24 protein-coding genes are annotated in these 23,500 nt (G+C 45.2%); 4 read left to right on the top strand and 20 right to left on the bottom strand.

The window, feature by feature from the left end; all coding sequences use genetic code 11:
• Positions 1 to 14: 14 nt before the first annotated feature.
• A complete protein-coding gene (fumC, locus tag KNQ18_RS05240; RefSeq protein WP_215083965.1) occupies positions 15 to 1,409 on the bottom strand; it encodes a class II fumarate hydratase in 1,395 nt (464 codons plus the stop codon).
• Between the two features lie 117 nt (positions 1,410 to 1,526).
• On the opposite strand from fumC, the gene KNQ18_RS05235 reads away from it, so the two are divergent.
• Positions 1,527 to 2,831, top strand: coding sequence for a hemolysin family protein (locus KNQ18_RS05235; protein ID WP_055968472.1), 1,305 nt, complete (start codon positions 1,527 to 1,529; stop codon positions 2,829 to 2,831).
• Positions 2,832 to 2,853: 22 nt separating this feature from the next.
• Here the strand turns inward: KNQ18_RS05235 and KNQ18_RS05230 are convergent, their stop codons facing one another.
• From KNQ18_RS05230 to KNQ18_RS17465, 3 genes are read right to left on the bottom strand one after another with little or no spacing between them, the layout of a single operon-like run.
• Complete coding sequence (locus KNQ18_RS05230; RefSeq protein ID WP_064299690.1) at positions 2,854 to 3,255, bottom strand: reverse transcriptase-like protein; 402 nt, start codon at positions 3,253 to 3,255, stop codon at positions 2,854 to 2,856.
• Positions 3,248 to 4,207 (bottom strand): CobW family GTP-binding protein, encoded by a 960-nt coding sequence (locus KNQ18_RS05225; protein WP_023468590.1) that lies wholly within the window; start codon positions 4,205 to 4,207, stop codon positions 3,248 to 3,250. The genes KNQ18_RS05230 and KNQ18_RS05225 overlap by 8 nt, the downstream gene beginning before the upstream one ends.
• Before the next feature lie 11 nt (positions 4,208 to 4,218).
• Positions 4,219 to 5,409, bottom strand: a complete 1,191-nt coding sequence (locus KNQ18_RS17465; protein ID WP_215083963.1) for an HD domain-containing protein — start codon at positions 5,407 to 5,409, stop codon at positions 4,219 to 4,221.
• A gap of 140 nt (positions 5,410 to 5,549) precedes the next feature.
• Here KNQ18_RS17465 and KNQ18_RS05215 point away from each other — a divergent pair, with 140 nt between their 5' ends.
• Positions 5,550 to 6,035, top strand: a complete 486-nt coding sequence (locus tag KNQ18_RS05215; protein ID WP_064299688.1) for a hypothetical protein — start codon at positions 5,550 to 5,552, stop codon at positions 6,033 to 6,035.
• Between the two features lie 269 nt (positions 6,036 to 6,304).
• On the opposite strand, the gene KNQ18_RS05210 is transcribed toward KNQ18_RS05215, so the two are convergent.
• From KNQ18_RS05210 to yvfG, 11 genes are all read right to left on the bottom strand, one after another.
• Positions 6,305 to 6,871 (bottom strand): deoxycytidylate deaminase, encoded by a 567-nt coding sequence (locus KNQ18_RS05210; protein WP_064299687.1) that lies wholly within the window; start codon positions 6,869 to 6,871, stop codon positions 6,305 to 6,307.
• 47 nt (positions 6,872 to 6,918) lie between these two features.
• Positions 6,919 to 8,127 carry a toxic anion resistance protein gene (locus KNQ18_RS05205; RefSeq protein WP_149427564.1) on the bottom strand — a complete coding sequence of 403 codons (1,209 nt, stop codon included), beginning with the start codon at positions 8,125 to 8,127 and terminating at the stop codon, positions 6,919 to 6,921.
• Positions 8,114 to 8,857 carry a 5-bromo-4-chloroindolyl phosphate hydrolysis family protein gene (locus KNQ18_RS05200; RefSeq protein WP_050677413.1) on the bottom strand — a complete coding sequence of 248 codons (744 nt, stop codon included), beginning with the start codon at positions 8,855 to 8,857 and terminating at the stop codon, positions 8,114 to 8,116. The genes KNQ18_RS05205 and KNQ18_RS05200 overlap by 14 nt, the downstream gene beginning before the upstream one ends.
• Before the next feature lie 251 nt (positions 8,858 to 9,108).
• Positions 9,109 to 10,452 carry a sodium-dependent transporter gene (locus KNQ18_RS05195; RefSeq protein ID WP_058705457.1) on the bottom strand — a complete coding sequence of 448 codons (1,344 nt, stop codon included), beginning with the start codon at positions 10,450 to 10,452 and terminating at the stop codon, positions 9,109 to 9,111.
• A gap of 170 nt (positions 10,453 to 10,622) precedes the next feature.
• Positions 10,623 to 11,495, bottom strand: coding sequence for a diacylglycerol/lipid kinase family protein (locus KNQ18_RS05190; RefSeq protein WP_149427566.1), 873 nt, complete (start codon positions 11,493 to 11,495; stop codon positions 10,623 to 10,625).
• Positions 11,492 to 13,009 (bottom strand): ABC transporter permease/substrate-binding protein, encoded by a 1,518-nt coding sequence (locus KNQ18_RS05185; RefSeq protein ID WP_214723536.1) that lies wholly within the window; start codon positions 13,007 to 13,009, stop codon positions 11,492 to 11,494. The genes KNQ18_RS05190 and KNQ18_RS05185 overlap by 4 nt, the downstream gene beginning before the upstream one ends.
• On the bottom strand, positions 13,006 to 13,737 hold the full coding sequence (locus KNQ18_RS05180) for an ABC transporter ATP-binding protein (protein ID WP_050677660.1): 732 nt from the start codon (positions 13,735 to 13,737) through the stop codon (positions 13,006 to 13,008). Before KNQ18_RS05180 ends, KNQ18_RS05185 begins: the two co-directional genes overlap by 4 nt.
• Positions 13,738 to 13,920: 183 nt before the next feature.
• Complete coding sequence (locus KNQ18_RS05175; RefSeq protein WP_214770634.1) at positions 13,921 to 14,556, bottom strand: 3D domain-containing protein; 636 nt, start codon at positions 14,554 to 14,556, stop codon at positions 13,921 to 13,923.
• A 685-nt stretch (positions 14,557 to 15,241) separates the two neighbouring features.
• On the bottom strand, positions 15,242 to 15,451 hold the full coding sequence (locus KNQ18_RS05170) for a hypothetical protein (RefSeq protein ID WP_023468601.1): 210 nt from the start codon (positions 15,449 to 15,451) through the stop codon (positions 15,242 to 15,244).
• Between the two features lie 60 nt (positions 15,452 to 15,511).
• Complete coding sequence (locus KNQ18_RS05165; RefSeq protein WP_133207477.1) at positions 15,512 to 16,123, bottom strand: NUDIX hydrolase; 612 nt, start codon at positions 16,121 to 16,123, stop codon at positions 15,512 to 15,514.
• Positions 16,120 to 16,350 (bottom strand): protein YvfG, encoded by a 231-nt coding sequence (gene yvfG / locus KNQ18_RS05160; RefSeq protein WP_217448908.1) that lies wholly within the window; start codon positions 16,348 to 16,350, stop codon positions 16,120 to 16,122. Before yvfG ends, KNQ18_RS05165 begins: the two co-directional genes overlap by 4 nt.
• 79 nt (positions 16,351 to 16,429) lie before the next feature.
• Here yvfG and KNQ18_RS05155 point away from each other — a divergent pair, with 79 nt between their 5' ends.
• Both KNQ18_RS05155 and KNQ18_RS05150 read left to right on the top strand, forming a co-directional pair.
• Positions 16,430 to 18,004 (top strand): FAD-dependent monooxygenase, encoded by a 1,575-nt coding sequence (locus KNQ18_RS05155; RefSeq protein ID WP_214805129.1) that lies wholly within the window; start codon positions 16,430 to 16,432, stop codon positions 18,002 to 18,004.
• Positions 18,005 to 18,037: 33 nt separating this feature from the next.
• A complete protein-coding gene (locus tag KNQ18_RS05150; protein WP_023468605.1) occupies positions 18,038 to 18,355 on the top strand; it encodes a hypothetical protein in 318 nt (105 codons plus the stop codon).
• A 44-nt stretch (positions 18,356 to 18,399) separates the two neighbouring features.
• Here the strand turns inward: KNQ18_RS05150 and KNQ18_RS05145 are convergent, their stop codons facing one another.
• From KNQ18_RS05145 to KNQ18_RS05125, 5 genes are all read right to left on the bottom strand, one after another.
• Positions 18,400 to 18,954, bottom strand: coding sequence for a hypothetical protein (locus tag KNQ18_RS05145; protein ID WP_214770637.1), 555 nt, complete (start codon positions 18,952 to 18,954; stop codon positions 18,400 to 18,402).
• 130 nt (positions 18,955 to 19,084) lie between these two features.
• Positions 19,085 to 19,399, bottom strand: a complete 315-nt coding sequence (gpsB, locus tag KNQ18_RS05140) for a cell division regulator GpsB (protein WP_023468607.1) — start codon at positions 19,397 to 19,399, stop codon at positions 19,085 to 19,087.
• 5 nt (positions 19,400 to 19,404) lie between these two features.
• Positions 19,405 to 19,965: an SLOG family protein gene (locus tag KNQ18_RS05135; RefSeq protein WP_215083961.1), complete on the bottom strand. Its 561-nt coding sequence runs from the start codon at positions 19,963 to 19,965 to the stop codon at positions 19,405 to 19,407.
• Complete coding sequence (locus tag KNQ18_RS05130) at positions 19,962 to 21,167, bottom strand: ribonuclease H-like domain-containing protein (RefSeq protein WP_064299683.1); 1,206 nt, start codon at positions 21,165 to 21,167, stop codon at positions 19,962 to 19,964. Before KNQ18_RS05130 ends, KNQ18_RS05135 begins: the two co-directional genes overlap by 4 nt.
• Entirely contained in the window at positions 21,164 to 23,428 is a 2,265-nt protein-coding gene (locus KNQ18_RS05125) for a DEAD/DEAH box helicase (protein WP_050677424.1), read from the bottom strand. Before KNQ18_RS05125 ends, KNQ18_RS05130 begins: the two co-directional genes overlap by 4 nt.
• Between the last annotated feature and the right edge of the window lie 72 nt (positions 23,429 to 23,500).

Below are 23,500 nucleotides of genomic sequence, written 5' to 3'. Positions count from 1 at the left end.
CCCGCTTTTTCAACTCACGCTTTTAAGTTCGGACGGACCATATCTGCTGGTACGATCCATTGATCATATTGTTCTTCTGTTAGTAGACCAGTCGCAAGTGCTGCTTCTTTTAAGGTTGACCCGGATTGATGGGCTGCCTTTGCAATTTTCGCCGCATTCTCATATCCAATGTGCGGGTTGAGTGCAGTGACGAGCATCAACGAACGTTCGACGTTCTCAGCGATGACGGACTGTTCTGGTTCGATTCCGATCGCACAGTGGTCATTGAACGAATGCAAGGCGTCTGTCAGTAAGCGAACTGATTGTATGAAGTTATACATGATGACCGGCTTGAAGACGTTTAGTTCGAAGTTTCCTTGACTTGCAGCAAAACCAATCGTCGCATCGTTTCCAAGGACTTGCGCAGCGACCATCGTCAACGCTTCACTTTGAGTCGGATTGACTTTCCCAGGCATGATTGAGCTTCCCGGCTCATTTTCTGGAATCGTGATTTCGCCGATCCCTGCTCGTGGACCTGATGCGAGCCAGCGAACGTCGTTTGCGATCTTCATCGCGTCCATCGCTAACGCTTTGACCGCACCATGCGTAAAGACGAGTTGATCGTGGCTTGTTAGGGCGTGGAATTTGTTTTCCGCACTCGTGAATTCATATCCCGTTTCTTCACTCATCTTTTGCGCAGCCAAATCACCGAACTCAGGATGTGCGTTGATGCCCGTTCCAACAGCCGTACCGCCGATTGCTAATTCCGTTAACGGATCAAGCGTCCGTTCGATCATTTGCTTCGAAAGTGCAAGCATCCGGACCCAACCGCTGATTTCTTGACCGAGTGTGATGGGTGTAGCATCTTGCAAGTGTGTCCGTCCGATCTTGACGATATCTGCAAACGCGTTCGCTTTTTCGTCAAGTGTCGCATGCAAAGCATCGATTGCTGGGAATAGTGATTCCAACAAGACTATCTTCGCCGCTAAATGCATCGCTGTCGGATATGTATCATTTGAACTTTGTGATTTGTTGACGTCATCATTCGGATGAATCGTCGTCTCACTGCCTTGTTCTTTCAACTTGCGTGTCGCGACCCGAGCGATCACTTCGTTGACGTTCATATTTGACTGTGTACCTGAACCCGTTTGCCAAACGACAAGCGGAAACTCATCATCGAATTTCCCCGCGATGATCTCGTCACATACTTCAGCGATGACACCTGCTTTTTCTGCCTCAAGCACGCCCAAGTCGCGATTCGCAAGAGCCGCTCCTTTTTTCAGGACTGCAAAGGCACGAATGACTTCAATCGGCATTTTTTCCGTTCCGATTTTAAAGTTTTCTAGACTACGTTGTGTTTGTGCGCCCCATTCCTGCGCTTCTGGTACACGAATTTCCCCCATCGTGTCACGTTCTACACGGTATTCCATAAACAAATTCCCCCTTTTGATTATTTCTCTTTTAGTTTAACGCAAAAGTAGACAGAATGGGAATGAGAGAGACAGTTTTGGGGAATAGTTTATTATCGAAAAAGGAGTGAAGATTTCATGTGGTTGATTAACTTAACGATTGTACTGCTTTTGATTCTAGCAAACGGTATTTTTGCGATGACCGAACTCGCTTTGCTTTCCTCAAAACGGTCGAAATTAGAGAAAGCAGCGAATGATGGCAAAAAGTCAGCCCATGTTGCGTTAGAGTTACTTGATCGACCAACCGATCTGTTATCGACTGTTCAAGTCGGCATCACGTTAATCGGCATCGTCAATGGTGCCTTTGGTGGTGCCGCTCTCTCAGGACCGGTCATCAAGTGGCTTGCTCAATTCGCGTGGCTCGCCCCTTATGCCAGTACGATCGGCTATATTCTAGTCGTAACGATCATCACCTATATTTCACTCGTCATCGGTGAACTCGTTCCTAAGCGTGTCGCCCTTGTCAGTCCAGAACGGGTCACGATGTGGCTTGCCCCACCGATGCGTTTTTTCTCGATTGTGCTTCGACCATTCATTTGGGTTCTAAGTAAGTCGACGAGTTCCATCTTCCGTTTGATTGGTCTGGATCGCCTGCAAACAGAAGACGAGACGGAAGACGAAGTCCGGCAATTACTGATTCGTGGTACGCAAGAGGGAACCTTCAATCGGTCTGAAGCGGAGCAAGTCTCTCGTGTGTTTGATTTTCATGATTTGTACGCTTACGAACTGATGGAGCCGCGTACCGTTACCGAATGGATTGACTTAGCGGATGACTCCGATACGATCTTACAAGAGCTCCGGCAAGCGCGACATCGAAACTTACCGGTTGGTCATGGTGACTTGGATCACTTCGTCGGTTTCATCGATGCGAAAGAGGTGCTATCAACGGAACGACCTGTTCAAGAACTTGAACGACTGATTCAATCACCACTGATCGTTCCCCGTCAATTAAAAGCAACCGTTTTGCTTGAACGGATGCGCAAAGAGACGGTATCAATCGCCTTTGTTCTTGATGAATACGGTGGTTTCCTCGGCATGATCACCTTATTTGACATCCTCGAAGCATTCGTTGGCGAAATTTCAAGCGTTGAGGAAGAACCGGAACTCGTCATGCGAAAGGATGGCTCCTTCCTAGCGGATGGTCTATTGCACATCGATGATTTAAAGCGGACGCTCGGTTATACAGAAGACTTACCCGGTGAACAGTTGAACGCCTATCATACGGTTGCTGGTTTGATTCTATATACGTTAGGTGATGTCCCCTCCCGTGGGAGTACTGTCGAAATTGGACCGTACCGGTTTGAAGTCGTTGATTTAGACGGACGACGCGTCGACCAAATTCTGATCGAGCGCATCGAACATGAACAAACACCCCTACCGTGAGGATAGGGGTGTTTGTCGTCAATCATGCTTCGTATAATCGTAACGCCTCTCGTGCGACACGATCTGCTTTGTTCTCCGACCGTGGAATCCACTTCACGAAAGCGAGTGGTAAGAGTTGATAACGTGCAAAGGCAGGATCAAAAATCGTCTGCGTTCGTTTGTTCTTGACGAATTCGCGTTCGACCGCGAGTGCAACGGCTTCTGAATCCGTCCGAAACGAAATGACGCTCTCGCCTTGTGCAATCAGTTCGTGCGCCCATTCGACGGCTTTCGCAAAAGCAATAAATTCTGCTTCATGATTATTGATCGCTTGAATTTGATACATTTTTTCCGTGACTTCGCCCTCGGAATTTTTACTGAAAAGCCCAACCGCCGCTTCATCATTTGAAGGACGGACCGTACCGTCAAAATAAAGTTCAACCATGTTCAATTGCCGCCTCGATTCCTTTTCGTATCGCTTGTTCATCTAGCCCTTTCCCAATGAAGACGAGCGTCGTCTTTGGTTGTTCGCTAAATGGTTCTCTGATTGCTGTGCCATAAATCATGCCAGTACCTTGTAAAATGACCTTTCGATCCGTATCTGCAAAATGAATGATTCCTTTATAGCGATAGAGATCTTCCGCATACGCTTCTAACACCTCACGTAGGACCATTCCAAATCGATTTCGGTTCAAGGGTCGTTCCTCGACAATCGTCAATGCCGTGAAATCCTCAACCGATTGATGAATCTGATCCGTTTGTTGACTGAGTCGTACTTGCTCTTCTTTTGGAAAATGGAACGTTTCAAACAGTCGGTCCGATTCAAGTTGAGCCTGTTCCGTTTCAATGATAGCTGCAGAAGGATTTCGTTCGCGAAGTAAAGCGGACAACGTTTCGCGCTTTGACTCGTCAATCAAATCCATTTTATTCAAGATCAGGACGTCAGCAAAGCCGATTTGTTTCACATTTTCTTGGAACGTCAGTTGACGTTCCAAGTGATACGCATCGATGACCGTAACGACACTTGAAATCTGATAGGACTGTTCAACAGCCGGCTCAAAGTAGAATGTCTGTAGAATCGGCCCTGGATCAGCAACGCCTGTCGTCTCAATCAATAATCGATCAAACGATAACTCCCCATCTCGACGGCGTTTTGCGATCCGTAGCAACGCATCCCGTAAATCACCGCGAATCGAACAACAAATGCAGCCATTCGTCAATTCGATCATCTCTTCGTCACTTCGTTCAATCAATGCTTCATCAATATGAACAGAACCTACTTCATTGACGAGCAAGGCAAACTTTTCTGTCGGTTGAGAAACGAGATGATTGAGTAGCGTAGTTTTACCGGCACCTAAAAAACCAGTAATGACGGTCGTACGTATTTTGTCTTGCATGATTTCACTCCTTAGCGTCCTTGTTGCTGACGCCATTTTTCTTTTCGTGCATCGAGTAGATCAATCGCATGAAGATACCAAGCATCTGTCGTTTGCGGCGTAACACTTGATCCCCACTCGCGTTTACCATGGTGTGATAATACCATATGCATGAGACGGTGATAAACAGCACGCGGTAATCGGATATCTTCTTCTCGAAGTGCTTGTTCGAGAACAAAACAACCATATGGCATATGACCCATCAATACACCGTCCGGATCAAGCGCAATACCTGCCAGTTCTTCCTCTTCTTCTGTTACGTGCAACAGTCTTGAAAAACGATCTGTCGATGCACCCGCATGCGTATACTCCCATAGCTTTCCGATGTCGTGCAATAAAATACCGAGCAACAACTCATTCGGATTCGGTCGTTGATCTAACAGAGCAATCCCTTTTGCCGCTTGATAGAGGGCATCAAAACTGTCATCCCAAGAAAATTGACGTATCTCTCGTTCAGCTGCTTGGAAGAGTTCATTTTTATGATCGGCTTCTGCTTCTTGAATACATTTGAGTAGCATCAAGTATGGTTGTTCACTATCACAAATTCCTCGACCAATCGTCATCATACAAGCAGTATGTTTCAGCAAACCACCGATATAGGCATGGTGATGAAACAGCGCAGCCGGTCGTGTTGAAAAATCCGCCCAGTACTGTCGCAGAATCGAGAGCGCGATTTCTTGGTAAGGAGAATCAAGTTGACCGACTAGTCCAAGCAACTGATCACGATACGTTTCAAGCGATTCATCTGCTGGTAATTGTGGTAGGAACTGCGTCGGTGAGGCGTCATGAATCGGAGTGACGCGCTGAACGGTCAATGACTTGTTTCCGGATTGCGGCGGATATTCCTCTACCTTTGCCTCGACCCGAACGATTCGTGTTTCGAGATATGGACGAAGTCCTTCTTCTGCCGTTCCTTGATTGATCCACTGTTTCCCCTTACAAGATCCAGCGGGCGAATTGAACATGAACTGCAGCCATTCTCGTCCGGTTTGACCTGTGCGGATTTCACCCGAGGCAACGAGTAAAACTTCTTCGATTCGTTCACCCGAAACAAGCGTCTCTATCGAAAGTCCAATCGGTTGATTCGATTGATGGATGGAAAAAGTATCATTTTCATAAGAAGGCATCGTCACTTCCGGAAGTGCTTTGAATAATTGAATCACGTCATCTCACTCCTTTTTCTTCACTCATATCATAGCAGACACGATTTCATCACGACTACTAGTAAACAGATATTGTAAGCGTTTTCTAAATGAATTATGATGAAACTGGAAGTCCATTTTATGCTTAAGGAGGAGAAACGATGATTCGACCACTTACTCAACTATACAGTGAAGCTGTTGGCACACTCGATCAATGGACGGTATCCGAAATCGTGACCCGCGATCAAATTCGGCAAGCTGTCCAGTTGTACGATCCATATCAAATGCATACGTCATATGCTTTGGAACATTTGTTGATTCATGAATTGCGTGAAGCTTGTCATTATGTCCAAGAACAAGGGCTAACGTTGGCTGATGCGCAAACAGAGCTTCTCATCCTCTCTGCTTTCCAAAGTGATGCCGGCTATCAAGCAGAAGAAATTCAAGATATGTCTCCCACTGCAATCAAACGGCACTTGTCTTCGCTAGACGCCGCATTCAACCGACTATTACATCAACTATTCTTACATCAATCGCAACCAGACATCCTCTGTCAGCGATTCATGACGATCCTTTCAGGTGCGGTCGCCACAAAATGTGCAATCCGTGCTAAACGCCTCAAGGAAGCGACACTTGTTCATCCATAAAAAAAATCCTGACTCATGTGAGTCAGGATTTTTCATTCAACGACCTGGCATTCCAGCTCCTTGATTGGTTTTGTATGAAAATGCGGCGTTCCGCTTCGTCATATTCTATAGTCATCATGCCAAACTATTCAAGGTCTGTCAATTCTTTTCTAAAAAAAAGTGGACCGATTTTCGATTGAAAATCAGTCCGAATGGAAGAGTGAATAATTACCATGGCAATGCTTGATTTCATCATACAATGCAATGGAAGCGTTTACAACCCTTTTTCGTTAAATTTTTTCAAGAAAATATTCGTTTGCGAGTGGCAAGTGGATGACTTCGATTCCACTTTGTCGCATGAGATTCAATCCGTCCCCATATTCATAACCTGTCGAATAAACGACACGATCGATTTTAGAAGCGATGAGCGCTAAACTACACGCATGACACGGACTATGTGTGACATAAGCTGTTGCATGACGAGCGCTCGTCGAATCAGCTGCTAGCTTACCGAGCGCGTTGATTTCAGCATGAATCTCATGTTGCTTCGACCATTCATGGTGTTCTTCCTGATTTTCGCACCGATAAAAGAGAATCCCGTTTCGTTCAATCAATTCTTCAACAATCGGGTGGTCAGGACGCGATGTATAGAGAATACCATCTTGCTTTAAGTAAATTTCGTTGCAATTCACATGCTGACTAGGTGTTCCGTTTATTCCGATTGAAATCGGCTTTTCATCTTTGACGATGACACAGGCAACGGATTTTGAGGCACATTTTGAATGACGGTCTGCCATCATCCGTGCGAATAATAACCATGTCGTATCCCATTTCAACTGCTTCTCTTCATTATTCATTCAAACTCTCCTTTCATGAAGGAAAGGAACACGAAATGTCGTGTTCCTTAGTATGGTCGATTCGGTAATTCTCTGCTTTTTGAGGCGACTTCGATGACTTTTTGTTTCAATTCATTCTCCATTCGCTCTAGTTCATGCTCTGCGTCGCGGCGCTTTTGTTTTCCTTCTTGTTGGATGCGTAATGTCTCATCCAGTGTCTCGATCAAGTTTTGGTGCGCCACTTTTAACGATTCAACGGATACGATACCTTTTTCGTTTTCTTCCGCAATTTCAATCGACGATTCCTTCAGCAACTTCGAATTTTGCTCAAGTAACTGGTTCGTCGTATTGGTGACATCCTTCTGCATTTCAAGCGCTGCTTTTTGACGCGACAGACTCAAAGATAGGACAACTTGGTTCTTCCAAAGTGGAATCGTATTGACGACTGCTGATTCAATTTTTTCCGCTAGAATTTGGTTATTTTGTTGAATGACACGAATTTGCGGTGCCATCTGCAAGCTAATCGTTCGGGATAATTTTAAATCATGGATTTTCTTTTCAAAACGATCCGTCAATTGAATCAAGTCATTCAATTCCTGTAACTTCGTTTGATCCCGCGATACTTCAACTTCTGTTCGTAACGGTTCGATTTCATGTTGGCGAACGTGAGCGATTTTCGTCTCACCAGCCGCAATATAGACGTTTAATTCTTCAAAATAGCGCTTGTTCTTTTGATACATTTGATCGAGTAACGTGATGTCCTTCATCAATCCAAATTTTGATCGATCAAGATTGTGTACGACTTCTTCTAGATACGCACTCATCTTCTCGTATTGTAAGAAGTACGTCTCCGCTTTTTTCTTCGCCCGACCAATGACCGGTACGTTCGACCAGAAGCTCTTTTTTTCTTGGAGTGTATCTGGGTCCATTTGGCGGACACGTTGCATTAAGTCACTCAGCAATTTTCCTGCTTCCCCGCCGTCCTTCATCTTCACTTCACTTAAGACTTGATCAGAGAATTGGGATAGTTCACGCTGGACGGGCGCCCCGAATTGCATGACGGCATCCGTTTTTTGAAGATCAATCACCTGCAGTAGACGTTCAATCTTTTGTCGTTGTTCTGACGGAACATCTGAAGGAATCATCTCTTCTACTGGTTGCACAGGCATTTTCGGTGGTGTCTCTGCTACATTCAGATCGACCGACGGATCAGAAATCGTCGGTTGATCTTGCTCATCAGGCCATTGTTGCCATGTATCTTTATCAGAATGGGTCATGTCGGTAACTCTCCTCCTGTTTTCGTTGTTCAGTCTCTTGCGTCAACACCTTTTCAATCGTCAAGAGTTCCCGTTCTAAATCAACGGTATCCCCTTCAAGCAACAAGGTTTGTTGTTGCTTTAATTTTTGTCCGATCATTTTCAAGTTCGAAATCAATTGATTTTTCGTATCCAATTGAACTTGAGCACCACGGCGTTCCAAATCGGCATATTTTTCTGAAATTGACAATAAGGAATCCAGGTAGAACGTAAAGAAGTCCCGAACTTTTTTGACGTCGCGCGGACTTTCATATAACTCTTCGAACAAGACATGTGCTTCACGCGAAACGATTCGCATCTCACTTCTGATTTCACCATCTCGAATGGAGGGAACAATTTGATCGTACGTCTGGATTTTTGTGAATCCTTCTTCGATCGTCCGTTGCAATACTTGAAGTTCTAAATCATCCGTCTCTTCAAATCGGCGTGTCGCTCGTTCCGGTTTTAAAATGACACTTCCGACGAACTCGTCTTCGTCATCAAGTAGTAATTTCTTTTTCACATTTTTTCGCTTAATTTCGGTCGATTTCCGTTCTGTCCGATATCGTCGACCTGGTTTTGTTCGATAACCGCTCCAAATGAACCACAAACCAAGAGCGATGAAGATTCCCGAGAAGTTGAACGTATCGGCCAATTGTAGAAATACGAACATCATACCGATGGAACCAAATATCCACCATGAAGACTTCATGTCATCCCCTCTTCCTTCGTACTGATTCTTCTATCAGGTTTACGTGTCTTTATTTTAACATTACGTAACGTCTAACAAAAAGTTTCCCGTTTTTCCGAAATGTTACGCCTCGTGTATTTATATTTCAACATACTTTTAAAAATATCGCATCAGACCGAAGAATGAACTATCCGTTCTTTCTTTCGCATGATTCTTTTGACAACAAATAAGGTAGTCGACAAAATTGTCGACTACCCTAAAAAAGTGATCAATTATCCGAATAATGGCCATACAAGGATGATCAAAATCGCGATCGGACTCAAGTAACAAACACTCACACGCCACACAGGTACGATTTTTTTCATGAATGGACTCGTCACGAGTTCCTGTTCGACAAGAGTACGATCGAGCTTGTACCCAGCAAAAATCGAAATCAGTAAAGCACCAATCGGCATTAAAATATTCGAGACAAGGAAATCAACGCTGTCAAAGAACGTTTTCCCCATGAATTGAGCATCACTCAACATACCGAACGAGAGTGCGGACGGAATTCCGACGATCGCAATCGCAAGTGTCGCAAGCCATGTCGTCCGCTTTTTATCACGCGATGTCGCATTTTCCTTACGATCCGTTAATGAAGCAACAACGACCTCAAGCATAGCGATCGATGAAGTGATCGATGCGAAAGCAAATAGAAGGAAGAACAGTGTCAAGAACAACGAGCCAAACTGGATCTGACTGAAAACAGTCGGCAATACGATGAAAAGCAATGCCGGTCCTTCTGCAGGGTCAAGACCCGAAGCAAAAACAGCTGGGAAAATCGCGAATCCAGCTAATAATGAGACCGCGACATTCATCGCGACGATCCATGCGGCGGAACGATTAATCTCGCCACGTTCCTTCATGTAGGAAGCATACGTCAGCATCGCCGATACACCGAGCGATAAGGAGAAGAACGCTTGGCCAAGCGCACTCAGGACAGAAGTTCGGTTGAGGACCGAAAAATCAGGCTGTATGAAGAATTTAACACCTTCCATTGCACCATCAAGTGTCAATGATCGAACGACAAGGATGATGAAGCACACGAATAATAATGGCATCATGATTTTACTCATTTTTTCAATACCGGATTGAACACCACGTAAGACGATCCAACATGTCAAAGCGAGGAAAATCAATTGCCCTGAAATGACATATAACGGTGAGGCGGAAATCGTTCCGAACAATTCACCAAGCGCACCACTGTCCATCGTCGTCAGGCGACCTGTGAAACCAAGAATGGTATAAATCAAGACCCATCCTCCGATGACGCTGTAGAAAGAGAGCAACAAGAAACAGGCGATGACACCAAGTACACCAATGAATGTGAACTTCTTATGACCAAGTGCCGAGAACGCTTGAAGTGCTGTTTTTCCACTCGTACGACCGATTAAAAACTCGGCAATTAAAACGGGCAGTCCAAGTAATAAGGTAAACACGAGGAACAAGAGTAAAAACGCGCCTCCTCCGTTCGTTCCAGTCGTGTACGGGAATTTCCAGATGGCCCCCAGACCAATGGCGGATCCCGCTGCTGCTAAAATAAATCCAACTTTTGAAGCCCATGCGTTTCCTTTCATGGTGCTCCACCTCCTTTTCAAAATACTTTTTCATTGTACAGAAAGAATCTGTGAAAGTCATCCTTTATCAAATATTTTCTTTAAAGCGTCAAAGCATAACCGCATATATGTACTGAAATATAAAAAAGAAGGTCGTTTTTTATGACGACCTTCTCTTCATTCGTACTTTATTATTGTGTGCCTCCATACATGCGCAGGTACTCCGGCAACACTTTAACTGTAACCGGCGTATGGATGGCTTTCTCACCATCTGTATCAATGACTTTTGCATCTTTTGTTTTCAGCTGAAAACCACTCGTCAAGATATGTGTAAAGGAAGGATCATTGGCAAGACCAATTTTTTGAAGAATCACATCTCGAATGGTTGTCAAGTTTACTTCATCGACGATCACTAAATCAAGTTTCCCGTCATTATAGGCTCCATCTGATAAGTTCGTCTCGATTCCACCGAGTGATTCTCCGTTTGCCGCCAGAATGAGAACTGCTTCGCCGGTCATGTGACGACCTTCATCTAAAATCAGTTCATATTCGAAGGGTTGTGCTTCTAGACTTGAGCGAATCGTCGATAGATAATATCCCATCTTCCCGAGACGCGCTTTTTCTTCTGTATCGATGCCAATCGATGCCTCTGCGACAAGACCGACACCAAGGAAATTCAAGAAATAGCTATTTTCGACTTGTCCGAGATCGACCTGAACAACGTGTTGCATCGCGATTGCTTCCGCAGCAAGCCGAGGAGCCATCGGTAAACCAAGCGTTCGAGCGAAGTCGTTACAGGTCCCTCCAGGAATGATGCCAAGTATCGGGCGATCATCCAGTTTTGCGACCCCGTTGATTGTCTCGAAAACCGTCCCATCTCCGCCGATGACGACGACCGCATCAAATGCGGACGAATCTTCCGCAAATTGCATCGCATCTCCAGCTTGCTTCGTATTCTTGATGACGATTTCATCGAATAATATACTTAATGGTTCGATGACTTCTCCAAGTAACCCCGTGCCGTTTGTCCCAGCTGTCGGGTTACTGATCAGTAAAAGTTTCATTGAATGACGCCTTCCTTCTTCAGGTAATCACGAGCGACCTCATTCGCCGTCTTCCCGCCGTATGCGACAGCTTCATTCATTTTTGACATCTCTTCATCTGAAATTTTACCTGACAATTGCTCAAGTGCTTGTTTTACTTCTGGATACTCCTCGATCGTCTCTTGTCGCAGAAGAGGAGCTCCTTCGTATGGAGGGAATAGTTGCTGATCATCTTTTAAGACGACCATGTCGTATTTCGCAATCTCCGGATCTGTCGAATAGGCATCAATGACATCGATTTCCCCTGATTCGATTGCTTTATAACGCAATTTCGGCTCCATCGTGACGACCTTCTGGAAATTGACATCATATTTATCTTGAATCCCTTTATACCCATCCTGTCGATCCTTAAATTCTAACGTGAATCCAGCCGTCAACTGATTCGCGACCTGTTTTAAATCAGAGATCGTCTTCAAATCGTAGCGTTCTGCTAATTTCTTTGGAACAGCTACAGCATAGGTATTGTTATAGTTCATCGGTGGTAGCAAGGCTAAATCTTGTTTTTCAAGACCGGCTTTTGCTTGTTCGTACACTTCTTTTGCATCATTCGACTTCGGTTTTTCATTCGTCAAACTAGCGAGCACCGTTCCTGTGAACTCTGGATACGCATCGATATCTCCTGACTCGAGTGCCTTGTAGACAAACGTCGTCTTCCCGAAGTTTGGTTTGACTTGTACCGTCAAATCCGTTTCATCTTCGATGACAATCTTATACATATTCATTAAAATTTCCGGTTCTACACCTAGTTTTCCGGCGACGACGAGATCTGGTCGTTCACTACGCCCGAACGCAAATGGTGCGGCGACGATCGCGACCATCAAGACGACTGCCGTCACGAGACGTGCTGTTTGTCGTTTACGTGTCGCTACTTCCGTTTGACGTAACAATCCATCAAATAAAAGTGCGAGGAGTGCTGCTGGAATCGCACCCAGCAATAATAGATAGTTATCATTGCGGTCAATCCCGAGGAGAATGATCGAGCCTAATCCCCCAGCACCAATCAAGGCAGCAATCGTTGCTGTACCAATGATCAGTACCATTGCTGTTCGAATCCCAGCCATCATGACAGGCAAAGCCAACGGGAGTTCGACTTTCCAAAGACTTTGCATCGGGGTCATCCCACACGCTCGTGCTGCTTCCTTGATCGAAGGATCGACTTCGGCAAGACCCGTGTAGGTATTACGAACGATTGGTAATAAGGAATATAAGACAAGTGCAATAATGGACGGGACTGTACCGATCCCGACAAGTGGTATCATCAGACCGAGTAACGCGAGTGATGGAATCGTCTGGATGACAGAGGTTACACCAATCGACCACTCACTCAGACGTTTGTTACGTGATAAGTAAATCCCAAGCGGAATAGCGATTACACAGGCAATGAGCAAGGAGATGACCGATAATTGAATATGCTCGATTAGCGCTTGAAGCAATTCAGTCTTCCGGTCTTGATACGTTTCGATCAATCCATTCATTCGACACTCCCCCTGACTTGACGCATGAACTCTTGAACGAATGGATCGTTACTGGCTAGTACCTCTTCCTTCGTACCGATGAAAGCGATCTCTCCAGCGTTCATCAGACAGATGCGACTGCCTAGTTTCAACGCTTCGTTCATATCGTGCGTGACAAATAAAATTGTTTTACCAAGCTCTTCGTTTAGATGCAACAAATCATTTTGTAATTGCTCACGTGAAATGGGATCAAGAGCAGAAAATGGTTCGTCCATCAAGATGACGTCTTGTTCTGCTGCGAGTGCCCGCATGACACCGACACGTTGTTGCTGTCCACCAGAGAGTTCACTTGGATATTTTTTCTTAAGTGATGTGTTTAACCCAGTCAACCGAAATAATTCATCGACTCGTTGTACTACTTTCTCCTTTTTCCACTTCAATAACTCAGGCACGACGCTGACGTTTTCCTCAATCGTCATGTGTGGAAAGAGAGCGATCTGTTGTAAGACATAGCCAATTCGCCGTCGAAGTTCATGCTCATTGATCGACATGATCGGTTCACCATCGATCCAAATTTGTCCTTCCGTATGATCAATCAATCGATTGACCATTTTCATCGTCGTTGTTTTACCGCACCCTGAAGGACCGATCAAACAAAAAATCTCGCCTTGTTCAACCGTAAAATTCACGTGTTGCACTGCCTTTGTTCCGTCTGCATACGTTTTGCCGACATCCTTGAATTCAATCACGAACCATCCCTCGTTTCCCGGTTTATTATCTTTGTAAAATTCCCCTTTCTTGGACATTCTAAAACCTATTCCGTCTACTCTTTCCCCTGTTTTCTAAATCCATCATCGAACAGATCGATATTTTATTCTTCATCAAAACAAAAAGACGATGGAAACTTTCCACCGCCTAACCGTAAACTTCTCTTATTCGAACGTCACCGTGACTTGACGGCGACCCCATTCTAAAGCTTCTTGTTTTGAACCGACAAGAAGATCCATGATTTTCCCGCGAATCGCACCACCTGTATCGAGCGCAATCGCATCGCCGAAACCTTCTACATGTACCTTAGTTCCAAGCGGTACGACCGATGGATCGACAGCAACGATGCGACGTCCTTCGTATGTAATCGTATTCGTGACGTCATAACCCGATGCCGTTAAGGCGCGACCATTATACAAACGGCTTCCATTGTTTTCTGGATTCGTCGTATACGCTGTCGTCTCAAATGTTTCCGTACGTTTTGTGGAACGGTCAGCGTTTGCTTGCGTTCGACTTTGTTTCTTTACCTGTCGTGCTTCCTTTTTGGCTTCTTGTGCTGCTTTTGCTTTTTGCTCTGCTTCTGCTTTTTGCTTAGCCAAGGCTTTTAGACGCGCTTGTTTTTTCGCCTCTGCTTGTTCACGCTTTTCTTGAGCAGCTTGACGTTTCATCTCTAATGGATTTTGTACGATCGTCTTCTCCGTACCGATCCCGATTTGTGCTGCCGACGCTTCGTGATGCGGCAAAAGAATAAATATGAATCCCGCTAAACAAAGGGATAAAAGGAATGATGTTCGTTTCATGTTGATGCCAACCTTTCTCGCCGTTTTACGACCCGCACAACGTATCACGGTGACAAATAGTTTGAAAAGCGAACACTATGAATTGAAATATATCTGTCAAAAAGTAACGAAATGGTTACACGCTTACAAAAAACGCTCTCAATCGTTGTGTATCAACGTTTTTATATTTTGTAACCGTTCTGTTACGAATTAATCTTTGTTACTCTTTTGTAATAAATGTATCTTTTCGATGTTTTCAGTCATTTTGTCCAATTCTTCAAAAATCAAAAGAATGTAGGATTTCATTATTATTCAGTCCGCTGGATGAACATAAAAAAACACACCAATTATGTGGTGTGCTGAGTTTGCAAACAAGATGGTCCTGCGGAACCAGTTGTTCCAATATGATGGTGGTATGTTTTAATCGATGATGGTGATCTCTTTTACCCATTATGGGAAGTCTTTCTCCTTCTTCGTTTATACTTTTTTATACCGAAAGAAAGAGGCGAGAAGCGTTTTGTTCAATCGAAATCGCTTCCTAGGGGAAAACAAGCAGGAGCGACCCTGCAATGAAGTGAAGCGGCGCAATGCTTGTTCCAGGAAAACGATTCGAGATGAACAAAAAAGCGCAATCTTTCTCGTTAAGAGAAAAATTACGCTTTGTCTTAAGTCTGAGCAAACCAATTATGTGGTGTGCTTTCATGTATTATTTTGTTTTGCGCTCTAGCAATTCAATCTCTGACTTTAATAAAACTTGTTTTTCAAACTCTAAGCCGAGTGCCTCAAAGTTTTTCGTGTGGGATACATCACCAACGACCGTATTTGTCAATACTGCCGTTACTTCCGCCACCCAGCCTTCTTTCGTTTTTACCATATCGCCAACGATATAATCGAATAACTCTTCTGTTTCTTCCATTTTACTCATCTCCTGACACGTTCAATTACAGTTAATCATATAAAATAACGACCGAAAAAGCTAGTCACGCGTCAATTGAGCTAAGAACTGGCGCAAGATTTTAGCAGTTAGTCCCCAAATCAGATAGTCCCCGTGCTCATAAAAATGCTCCGTGACTGTATACGTACGATCCAGATAGGCTTCTCGATTCGCCATTCGTTCGGTCGGCACTTCCTTACCAGGGCGAATCCGCCACTCCATATCTCCTTTAATCGGCTTTGAAGTCATCAATTCCGTTAATGACACAAGAAACACATGATCGACTTCAGCCGGCGAAGGATTAAAGTCTGTCGCATGGAGAATACCAAGATACGGATAAATGATCGACCGGTTCGGTGTCACGAGTGGTTCAAGCGTTCCAATCACTTCGATTTCAGAAGCACTGACATTTAATTCTTCAACCGTTTCGCGGACAGCCGCTGCTTTCGGTAATTCACCGCCATCGATCCGACCACCTGGAAAAGCGATTTCACCTGGTTGCGAACGTAATGTCTTAGCTCGTACTTGAAATAACAAATAGACTTCGCCATTCTGTTCAACTAACGGAACGAGTACAGCTGCCGCATGACGAGGTAAACGTTCTTCAGAATCTACGTAATGCTTTCGGATATCGGCTAAGTTCACCTGTTTCATCGCCCTTCTTGTGCAACGTGTTGGTACGCCTCTTCCAGATGGCGCATACGGACGATGAGATCCGCATTCTTAGCAATCCGGTCCGATAAAATCGATCCTGCTACCGTCTTGTAATAGGCGTTTAACGCATGTCGTTTCGTCAGATGTGCCTCATTCTGACGGATATATTCTTTAAAATTCGCAATCAATCGTTCTGTCGTAAAAAGTTGTTCGTTCACAAGTTTCATCCTTTCACACGTCAAGCGTGTCATCAATAGTTTAATGGTAACGAGTTTTGGCTAAGATGTAAATTAAGGGGGGTTATCCGTGAATAAAAAATTAGATGTCCTCATTATCGGTGCCGGACCAACCGGTTTAACACTCGCACTCGCACTCTCACGCTATGGATTATCCTTTCGCATCGTCGAACGTGCAAGCGGACCATCTGTCGTCTCAAAAGCGATCGGGATTCAAGCGCGTTCTCTGGAGTTGTTCGCAAGGCTTGGTGTTGCAGAAGACTTGATGGAGAATGCAATCAAAATCAATCAAGGAAACCTCTATGTCAATGGTGCATGGCAGGCAAAACTTGATTTTACGGATTTGAATACACCTTTTCCGTTCGTTACGCTGTTGCCTCAAAGTGAGACGGAACGGATTCTTGAAGCGCAACTCGCCCAATATGGACACGTAGTCGAGCGCGAAACAGAATTAACAGGGTTTGCTCAATTTCCAACTTTCGTTACAGCATCCTTACAACATAAAGGAGAAACAGAGACGGTCGACGCTTCCTTCATCATCGGAGCAGATGGTGCAAACAGTTTCGTCCGTCGTGAACTCGGGCTTCCGTTCAGCGGGAAGTCGTTCAAAGAATCGTGGGCACTGGCTGACATCGAGGTCGACTGGCCGCTCTCTTCTGAGGAAGTTCATATCTTTTTCTCTGATCATGGCGTTATCGAGTCGTTCCCTCTCCAGTCGAACTTGTTCCGGATTACCGGCAATCTAACGAGCGGACCTGTTCCGACCGACCATAAAGCGATTGATGACTTTTTACAAAATCGAGCAAAAGTACCGTTTGAGCTCAAAAAAGTCCATTGGTATTCGATGTTTCGTGTCCATAATCGGATCATCGAGAAATTCGGTCACCACCGGATTTATTTGATCGGGGACGCGGCACACATCAATTCACCCGTCGGTGGTCAAGGAATGAATACCGGAATTGCTGATGCGATGAACCTCGCTTGGAAACTATGGTGTGTCCATCAGTTCAAGGCGAGTTTTCCATTACTTGATTCTTACAGCGTCGAACGTCGAGAAGCGGCACAAGGGATCTTACGATCAACCAATCTTGCGACGGAACTTTTGCAAATCAATATTCCTTTTTTATTGCCCTTGCAGGAAAAAGTCATTCGAAATAGTCTAAAGATCGCACCCTTACATCATTTCGTGACGAACCGAATTGCACAGCTCAACAGCCACTACCCAGCGAGTTCGACTTTCGTCACACAAGGACACTTTAGTCCATTGACACCAAAACCAGGCGAACCGATGCCTTACAGTGAAGTCGTTCACCCGCGGACGAAAAAGAACGAACTATTGTTACGTCGTGCCGATCGGAATTTCTTATTACTACTGTTCTTACCAAAAAATGCAACCGATGATCTTCTTGAGCCATTCAAGGAACTCGCCTATACTTATCCCGATCTATTTGAGACAGTACCGATCCATCAATCCCTTAAAGAGGATGGTGTCGTCGATCAAGGCGGTGAACTGGCACGACGCTTTGGCATCAAGCAATCTGGATTATATTTAATTCGCCCTGACGGTTATATCGCGTATCGCCAACAAGGTTTGAAAAGTAAATCGTTCTCCCGCTATGTTGAACGTTTACTTTATGCGCGTTAACTCGGTATGATAGTAGGTGAGGTGAAGGCAAAGATGGATATACAGCTAGTTCGAACGGTTTTAATCATTCTTTTGGTCATTGCATTTCTCGTCATCGTCAGCAGACGAACGAAGGAAAACCTTCGATGGTCACTGATCGGGGAAGCATTTGGTGAAAAAGGAGAAGATTTATTAAAGGACGCTGCGCGACTCGAAGCAGCTGACTTAGAGATTCGAGTCGAACGCGGCGTCAAAACTTCGTTTTTATTCCGACGTTTCAGTAAAGACTTGGATGATCGCGTAGCGGTGTATGTCTTGAAAGAAGACTTGGATCAAGCTGAAGACATTCTTGCGTCTCGACCAAGACGATGAATTCAAACGAAAAGGCAGTGAAGCGAGCGCTTCACTGCCTTTGTTCATTCCTGTTGTTGCGCGAGATAAAACGCAACTTGTTTTCGTTCTTGCTCTTGAACAGGGGAGGATTTCTTAGAGACGATGAACGCCCGCACATCTTTAAAGCTGTGCCCCGTCGGGAATTTAATTCGTTCCGTCCGCATCTGTGGTGCATTCGGAAAAAGTGTAATGCCATGAATCGGAATGATGATCCCTTGTTCTTTTAGCGTTTTTCGAACCGCTTGAACGATTTGTTTCGACCGATGGATGGGATGAGGTGCAAACACTTTTCTTCCATGCTCAGCATCCGTGACATGACAAGATTCCTCCGTCATCCATTCTACGACCGCATCGTTTTGTAACACGAGGAACAATCCTTTTGGTCCGATTAGCGCAAAAGGAATGACTATCGTGTCAGAAAGACGAATCCGATCAAACAACATCCAATCAAAACGACAAACATGACGGATTTCATTACAGAGTGCATCCGTTTCACTCGTCGTCGGACTCACTTGTTTGCTTGCAAAAAAACGACGGCGCGGTGGTTGAGGAACAGAAGCAGTCATGACTTGTAACATGGTTCATCATCCTTTGTAGTATGTATTATTAGTTATCTTAACACCGTTTTCATTCAGATGACGATTCTTTCAAAAAGAAGGAAATCAAAAAAGACACTTCTGATCTGACAGAAATGTCTTTTTTGATGCGTCAATCTTGGTGCGGACGTCCGAAAACAGCCTTCTCTAGATTTGAAATACGACGTAACATGTCATAGTTCGATGAACTTGATACTTGTGGCTCCGCTTGCTCGACGCGGCGCTCTTCACGTTTTACCGGTTGTGCTGGTGCTTGTTTTAACGCCTCGTTCTCTTTCTTCAGACGTTCGATCTCACGTTCGAATCCTTCATAATCTTTAATGATTTGATCCAAATATCCATCGACATCTTCGATGACATAGCCACGGAGGCCGGTTTTGAATTCCTTTTTGTAAATATCGTCCGCTGTCAACAATGGCTTATACATCCTCTTCACTCCCACTGATCATTGTATTGTAATTCTTGTTCGAGCCAAGATAAATCATCTTGTGTAATTAAAAACAACTGATAATCGGATTGTTCCATTTCTATTCTAGCACGCTCTACTAAAAATTTCGCTGATCCTCCATGTTCTTCATCAAAAACCGACAATAATCCTTGGCTTTTTTGAATCATGAACTCGGTTTTATTACGTAACTGCGATGGATCCGTATACGGTTTCTGGCTGATTGCTTCGACGAAGTCAGCTTGTTCAAGAATGGAAAGGTACTGCGCTTGAACTGTCTCTTTCCAGCGTGCTTCCTGTTCCAAGAACGGCAAAAGAATACCGAGACGAATATGGGGATACTCTTCCTTTAATTCAAGCACGACCTCGCATGCCCAGATTTCGCAACCCGGTGAGGCATTCGTGATAAACCACTCTGTGCCTCGATCCTCAATTAAGCGAATCATTCGCTCACGATATGCTGCCTTTAAGACCCGGATACCAGGGTGTTTTTGATCAAAGATACCTAGTTCATTGGGTTTGTATCCTGTGATGGCGACAACTTTCACGCGTCACACTTCCTTTTCAACCGACGTCCTCGATGATCCAGCTCTGCCAAGATTCGTTCTTTTTTAGTAATCAACCAATGATGTCGCTCGACGTGTTGTCGTGCTCGTTCCGTATAATCATAAGCAAGCACTGGATCTTTTGCAATGTGCTCTGCCCACTTCGCAAGCTCAACGTACCCTAAATAACTGTCGCTCTTCAAGAAACAATCCCGAGCTTGTTCATGGTTCTTCATTTTTTTATGCAAATATCCTTGGCGCAACCATCCTTCTGCTGATAGTTCTTTGACTTGCTGAAAATGAGCGTGTGATCCTTCATGAATTCCGAGATCTGCCAGCCAAATCGCGATATTTTCTTGAATCGGAGAAGGCGCCTCTGCTCGATGTGTGACGAGTCGATTGCACGCATCATACAGTCCGACAAGCGTCAGACAGTCATCCAGATGATGTTGCAAGACCCCTGTCATGATATCCGGATGCTGGTGTTCGACGTACTGAAAGTAATGCATCGGCGCCAAAAATCCAGGTAAATCCCCTTCCCGTTCAAATCCGATTCGCTCTTCCATCGCTGTCAATCGATAGGAATCATACATTCCTTTAAAGATTCGTCGCGCGACATGAAGTAAATCGAGATGACCGACTTTCGGCAAACGCGGAACACGTTCCCGAACGAAGACATGACGTGTCTTGATTTGCGGCCAATCAAAACTTTTCCCGTTATAGGTCACAAAGCGGACATCATCTCCGATATCGTGCAGGAAGTGATGGTAAAAGGCAGCTTCAAAGTGCGGATGCGGTAAGAAATATTGTCGCATCAGCAATCCGCCCTGCTCAAAGCGCGCGAACCCGAGTAAAAAGATCGTCGTTCCGGTTCCTCGTAATCCTGTCGTCTCTGTATCAAAGAAAATGACCTGCTCGAGCGGGACATCTAACGCAAGCGGCGGATGCGGCAATTGTAAGGACTCATACACTTCAGCAAAGCTTCGGTCTCCATGTCGATCTGTTAATGCATATCGCTTGTCGATCCTGACGATCCACTCTTCTTCGAACGTCAAGATATCGGCCCCACGATCAATCCAGGCTTGCTGTTCGTCAGTCCACCCGATTGGTGTTTTCAGCGTCTCCACTTCAGGAGCGGAAGACACTTGATCCTCCGTTGCGGCGTCTGATGTAGATTTCAGCATACGTCTAAGACGATTTTTCATGATAGTTCCTTCTCCATTTCTGCTAACAACTGAATCGTTCGTTCTTTCTCGTCTGCTACGCCAACCATACCGATACAGGCAGGACAACCGTCCTGACACGGGCATGTGACGATCGAATCACGGGCGGCACGCAACATGACACCGCGTTGCTTATAAATCGACTCCGCGAGACCGACACCCCCTGGATAACGATCATATAGATAAACAGTTGGCTGTTGCGTGTGTGTCGCCTTGACTTGCGGCACGACGAAGACATCACTGGCATCACACATCAAATAAAGCGGTGCGACACGTCTGAGACTATTCGCGACCCCTTCTAACACTTGTTCGAGCTCTGTCGAAGAGCGTGCGTGATCGGGTAAAGTGAACCAAACACCTGTCGTATGAATTTCTCGTTCCGGTAAGTGAATCGGACCAGAGCCGATGTTCTCATGCGTACCGAACTTAATCTTCTTAAACATCGTTGCCATTCCGCGGACGCTGACATCTCCGCGCGCAACACTATATTCTCCCTCTGCATACTGTTCATCTTCTTCGAGCACGGAAAGGTCGACTGAAAAATTAGCATCCGTATAATAATCAACGTCCACGGCACGGACGAACGCTTTTTTCTCTTCAAAATCCAAATGCTCAACTTGGTATTGATCGGCTCCGTGAAGATAAATGGCCTCGTCATGTAACAATGTCATCGCACTAAACGTATCCATTTCACCGATGACTCGATTCGGTACCTCGGTCTGATCGACGATGATGACGTTCTCTTGATCACTCGACCGAAGCGATATTCCATGAGCCGGAAACGCATCGTTCATCCAATAAAATCGATCGCCACGTTCGTGCAGGACACGCTCTTCGACTAAGTATTCGAGGATATCTTCCGTCTCGAGAGTCCCAAATGATTCTCCTTTCGTAAAAGGCAGTTCAAACGCTGCACATTTGACGTGATCGACGGCAATGATCAGATTATCCGGATCAAGTCGGGCTGCTTCCGGGGATTGATTCAAGAATAACTCTGGTCGTTCTGCGACATATTGATCGAGCATACCGGAAGAAGCGACGAGAATGATTAGTGCATCATCTTGTCGACGTCCCGCACGCCCTGCCTGTTGCCAGAGCGAAGCAATCGTTCCCGGATAACCATTCATGATACAGACTTGCAGTTGACCGATGTCGACACCAAGTTCAAGGGCATTCGTCGAGACGATACCGGTGATTTCTCCTTGACGCAACCGTCGTTCGATATCCCGTCGCTCACTCGGCAAATAACCGCCCCGGTACCCTTCGATGGATCGAGGACCGAGTTCATGAGGATAGATGCTTCGTAGATACGTCAGTAAGACTTCAACGCGAACGCGTGACCGTGCAAAGACGATCGTTTGGAACTTTTTCTTGATGAAGCGCATCGCCAGTTGTTTCGTCTCAAGCGTCGCTGAACGTCGAATGCCGAGTTGTGCGTTGACGATGGGTGGTTGATAGACGAGAAAATGTTTACGTCCTGTTGGCGCACCGTTATCATCAATCAAACCGACTGTTTTTTCTGTCAGTCGTTCTGCTAGTTCCTGCGGATTGGCGATCGTCGCACTCGTCATGATGAAGACGGGATCACTACCATAATACCGACAAATCCGTCGCAGGCGACGAATGACATTGGCGACATGGCTACCAAACACACCACGATATGTGTGTAATTCATCAATGACGATATACTTCAAGTTCTCGAACAGTTCGATCCATTTCGTATGGTGTGGTAGGATGCCGGAATGTAGCATATCCGGATTCGTGATGACGATATTACCAGCTTTTCGTACTTTTGTTCGAATCGTCGGTGACGTATCTCCGTCATAGGTAAAACATCGGATCGGCGCCTCTAATTGATCGATCAATTCAAGTAATTCACTGTTTTGATCCTGTGCGAGGGCTTTTGTCGGATAGAGATATAATGCCCGCGCGTTCGGATGCTCGAGCAGGTGCGATAAGACCGGTAAGTTAAAACAATAGGTCTTTCCGGAGGCAGTCGGTGTGACGATGACCGTCGACTCTCCCGCTTGTACACGTTCAAACGCTAACCCTTGGTGACGGTACAATTGCGTGATCCCACGTGTTCGAAGAGCTTGTCGTAAACGCTCCGGTAGTCGTTCTGGAAAATCGACATACCGCCCAGCTGTCGCTTCCATCGTTTTCATATACGTAATCCGCTCCATGAACGAGCGGTCCTGTTTCAATTCTTCGAGAAATGCAACGAGCGTTTGTTTCGCTTGCATGCCTTCACTTCCTTCCACTTCTCATTATACAAAAAAAGAGGCAAGACCAAAGAACGAACTACTCGTCTTTGG

Origin of the sequence: Exiguobacterium sp. s78 (assembly GCF_018618985.1) — a bacterium.
Lineage (GTDB): Bacteria > Bacillota > Bacilli > Exiguobacteriales > Exiguobacteriaceae > Exiguobacterium_A > Exiguobacterium_A abrahamii.
This window is presented reverse-complemented; position numbering and strand designations above follow the sequence as displayed.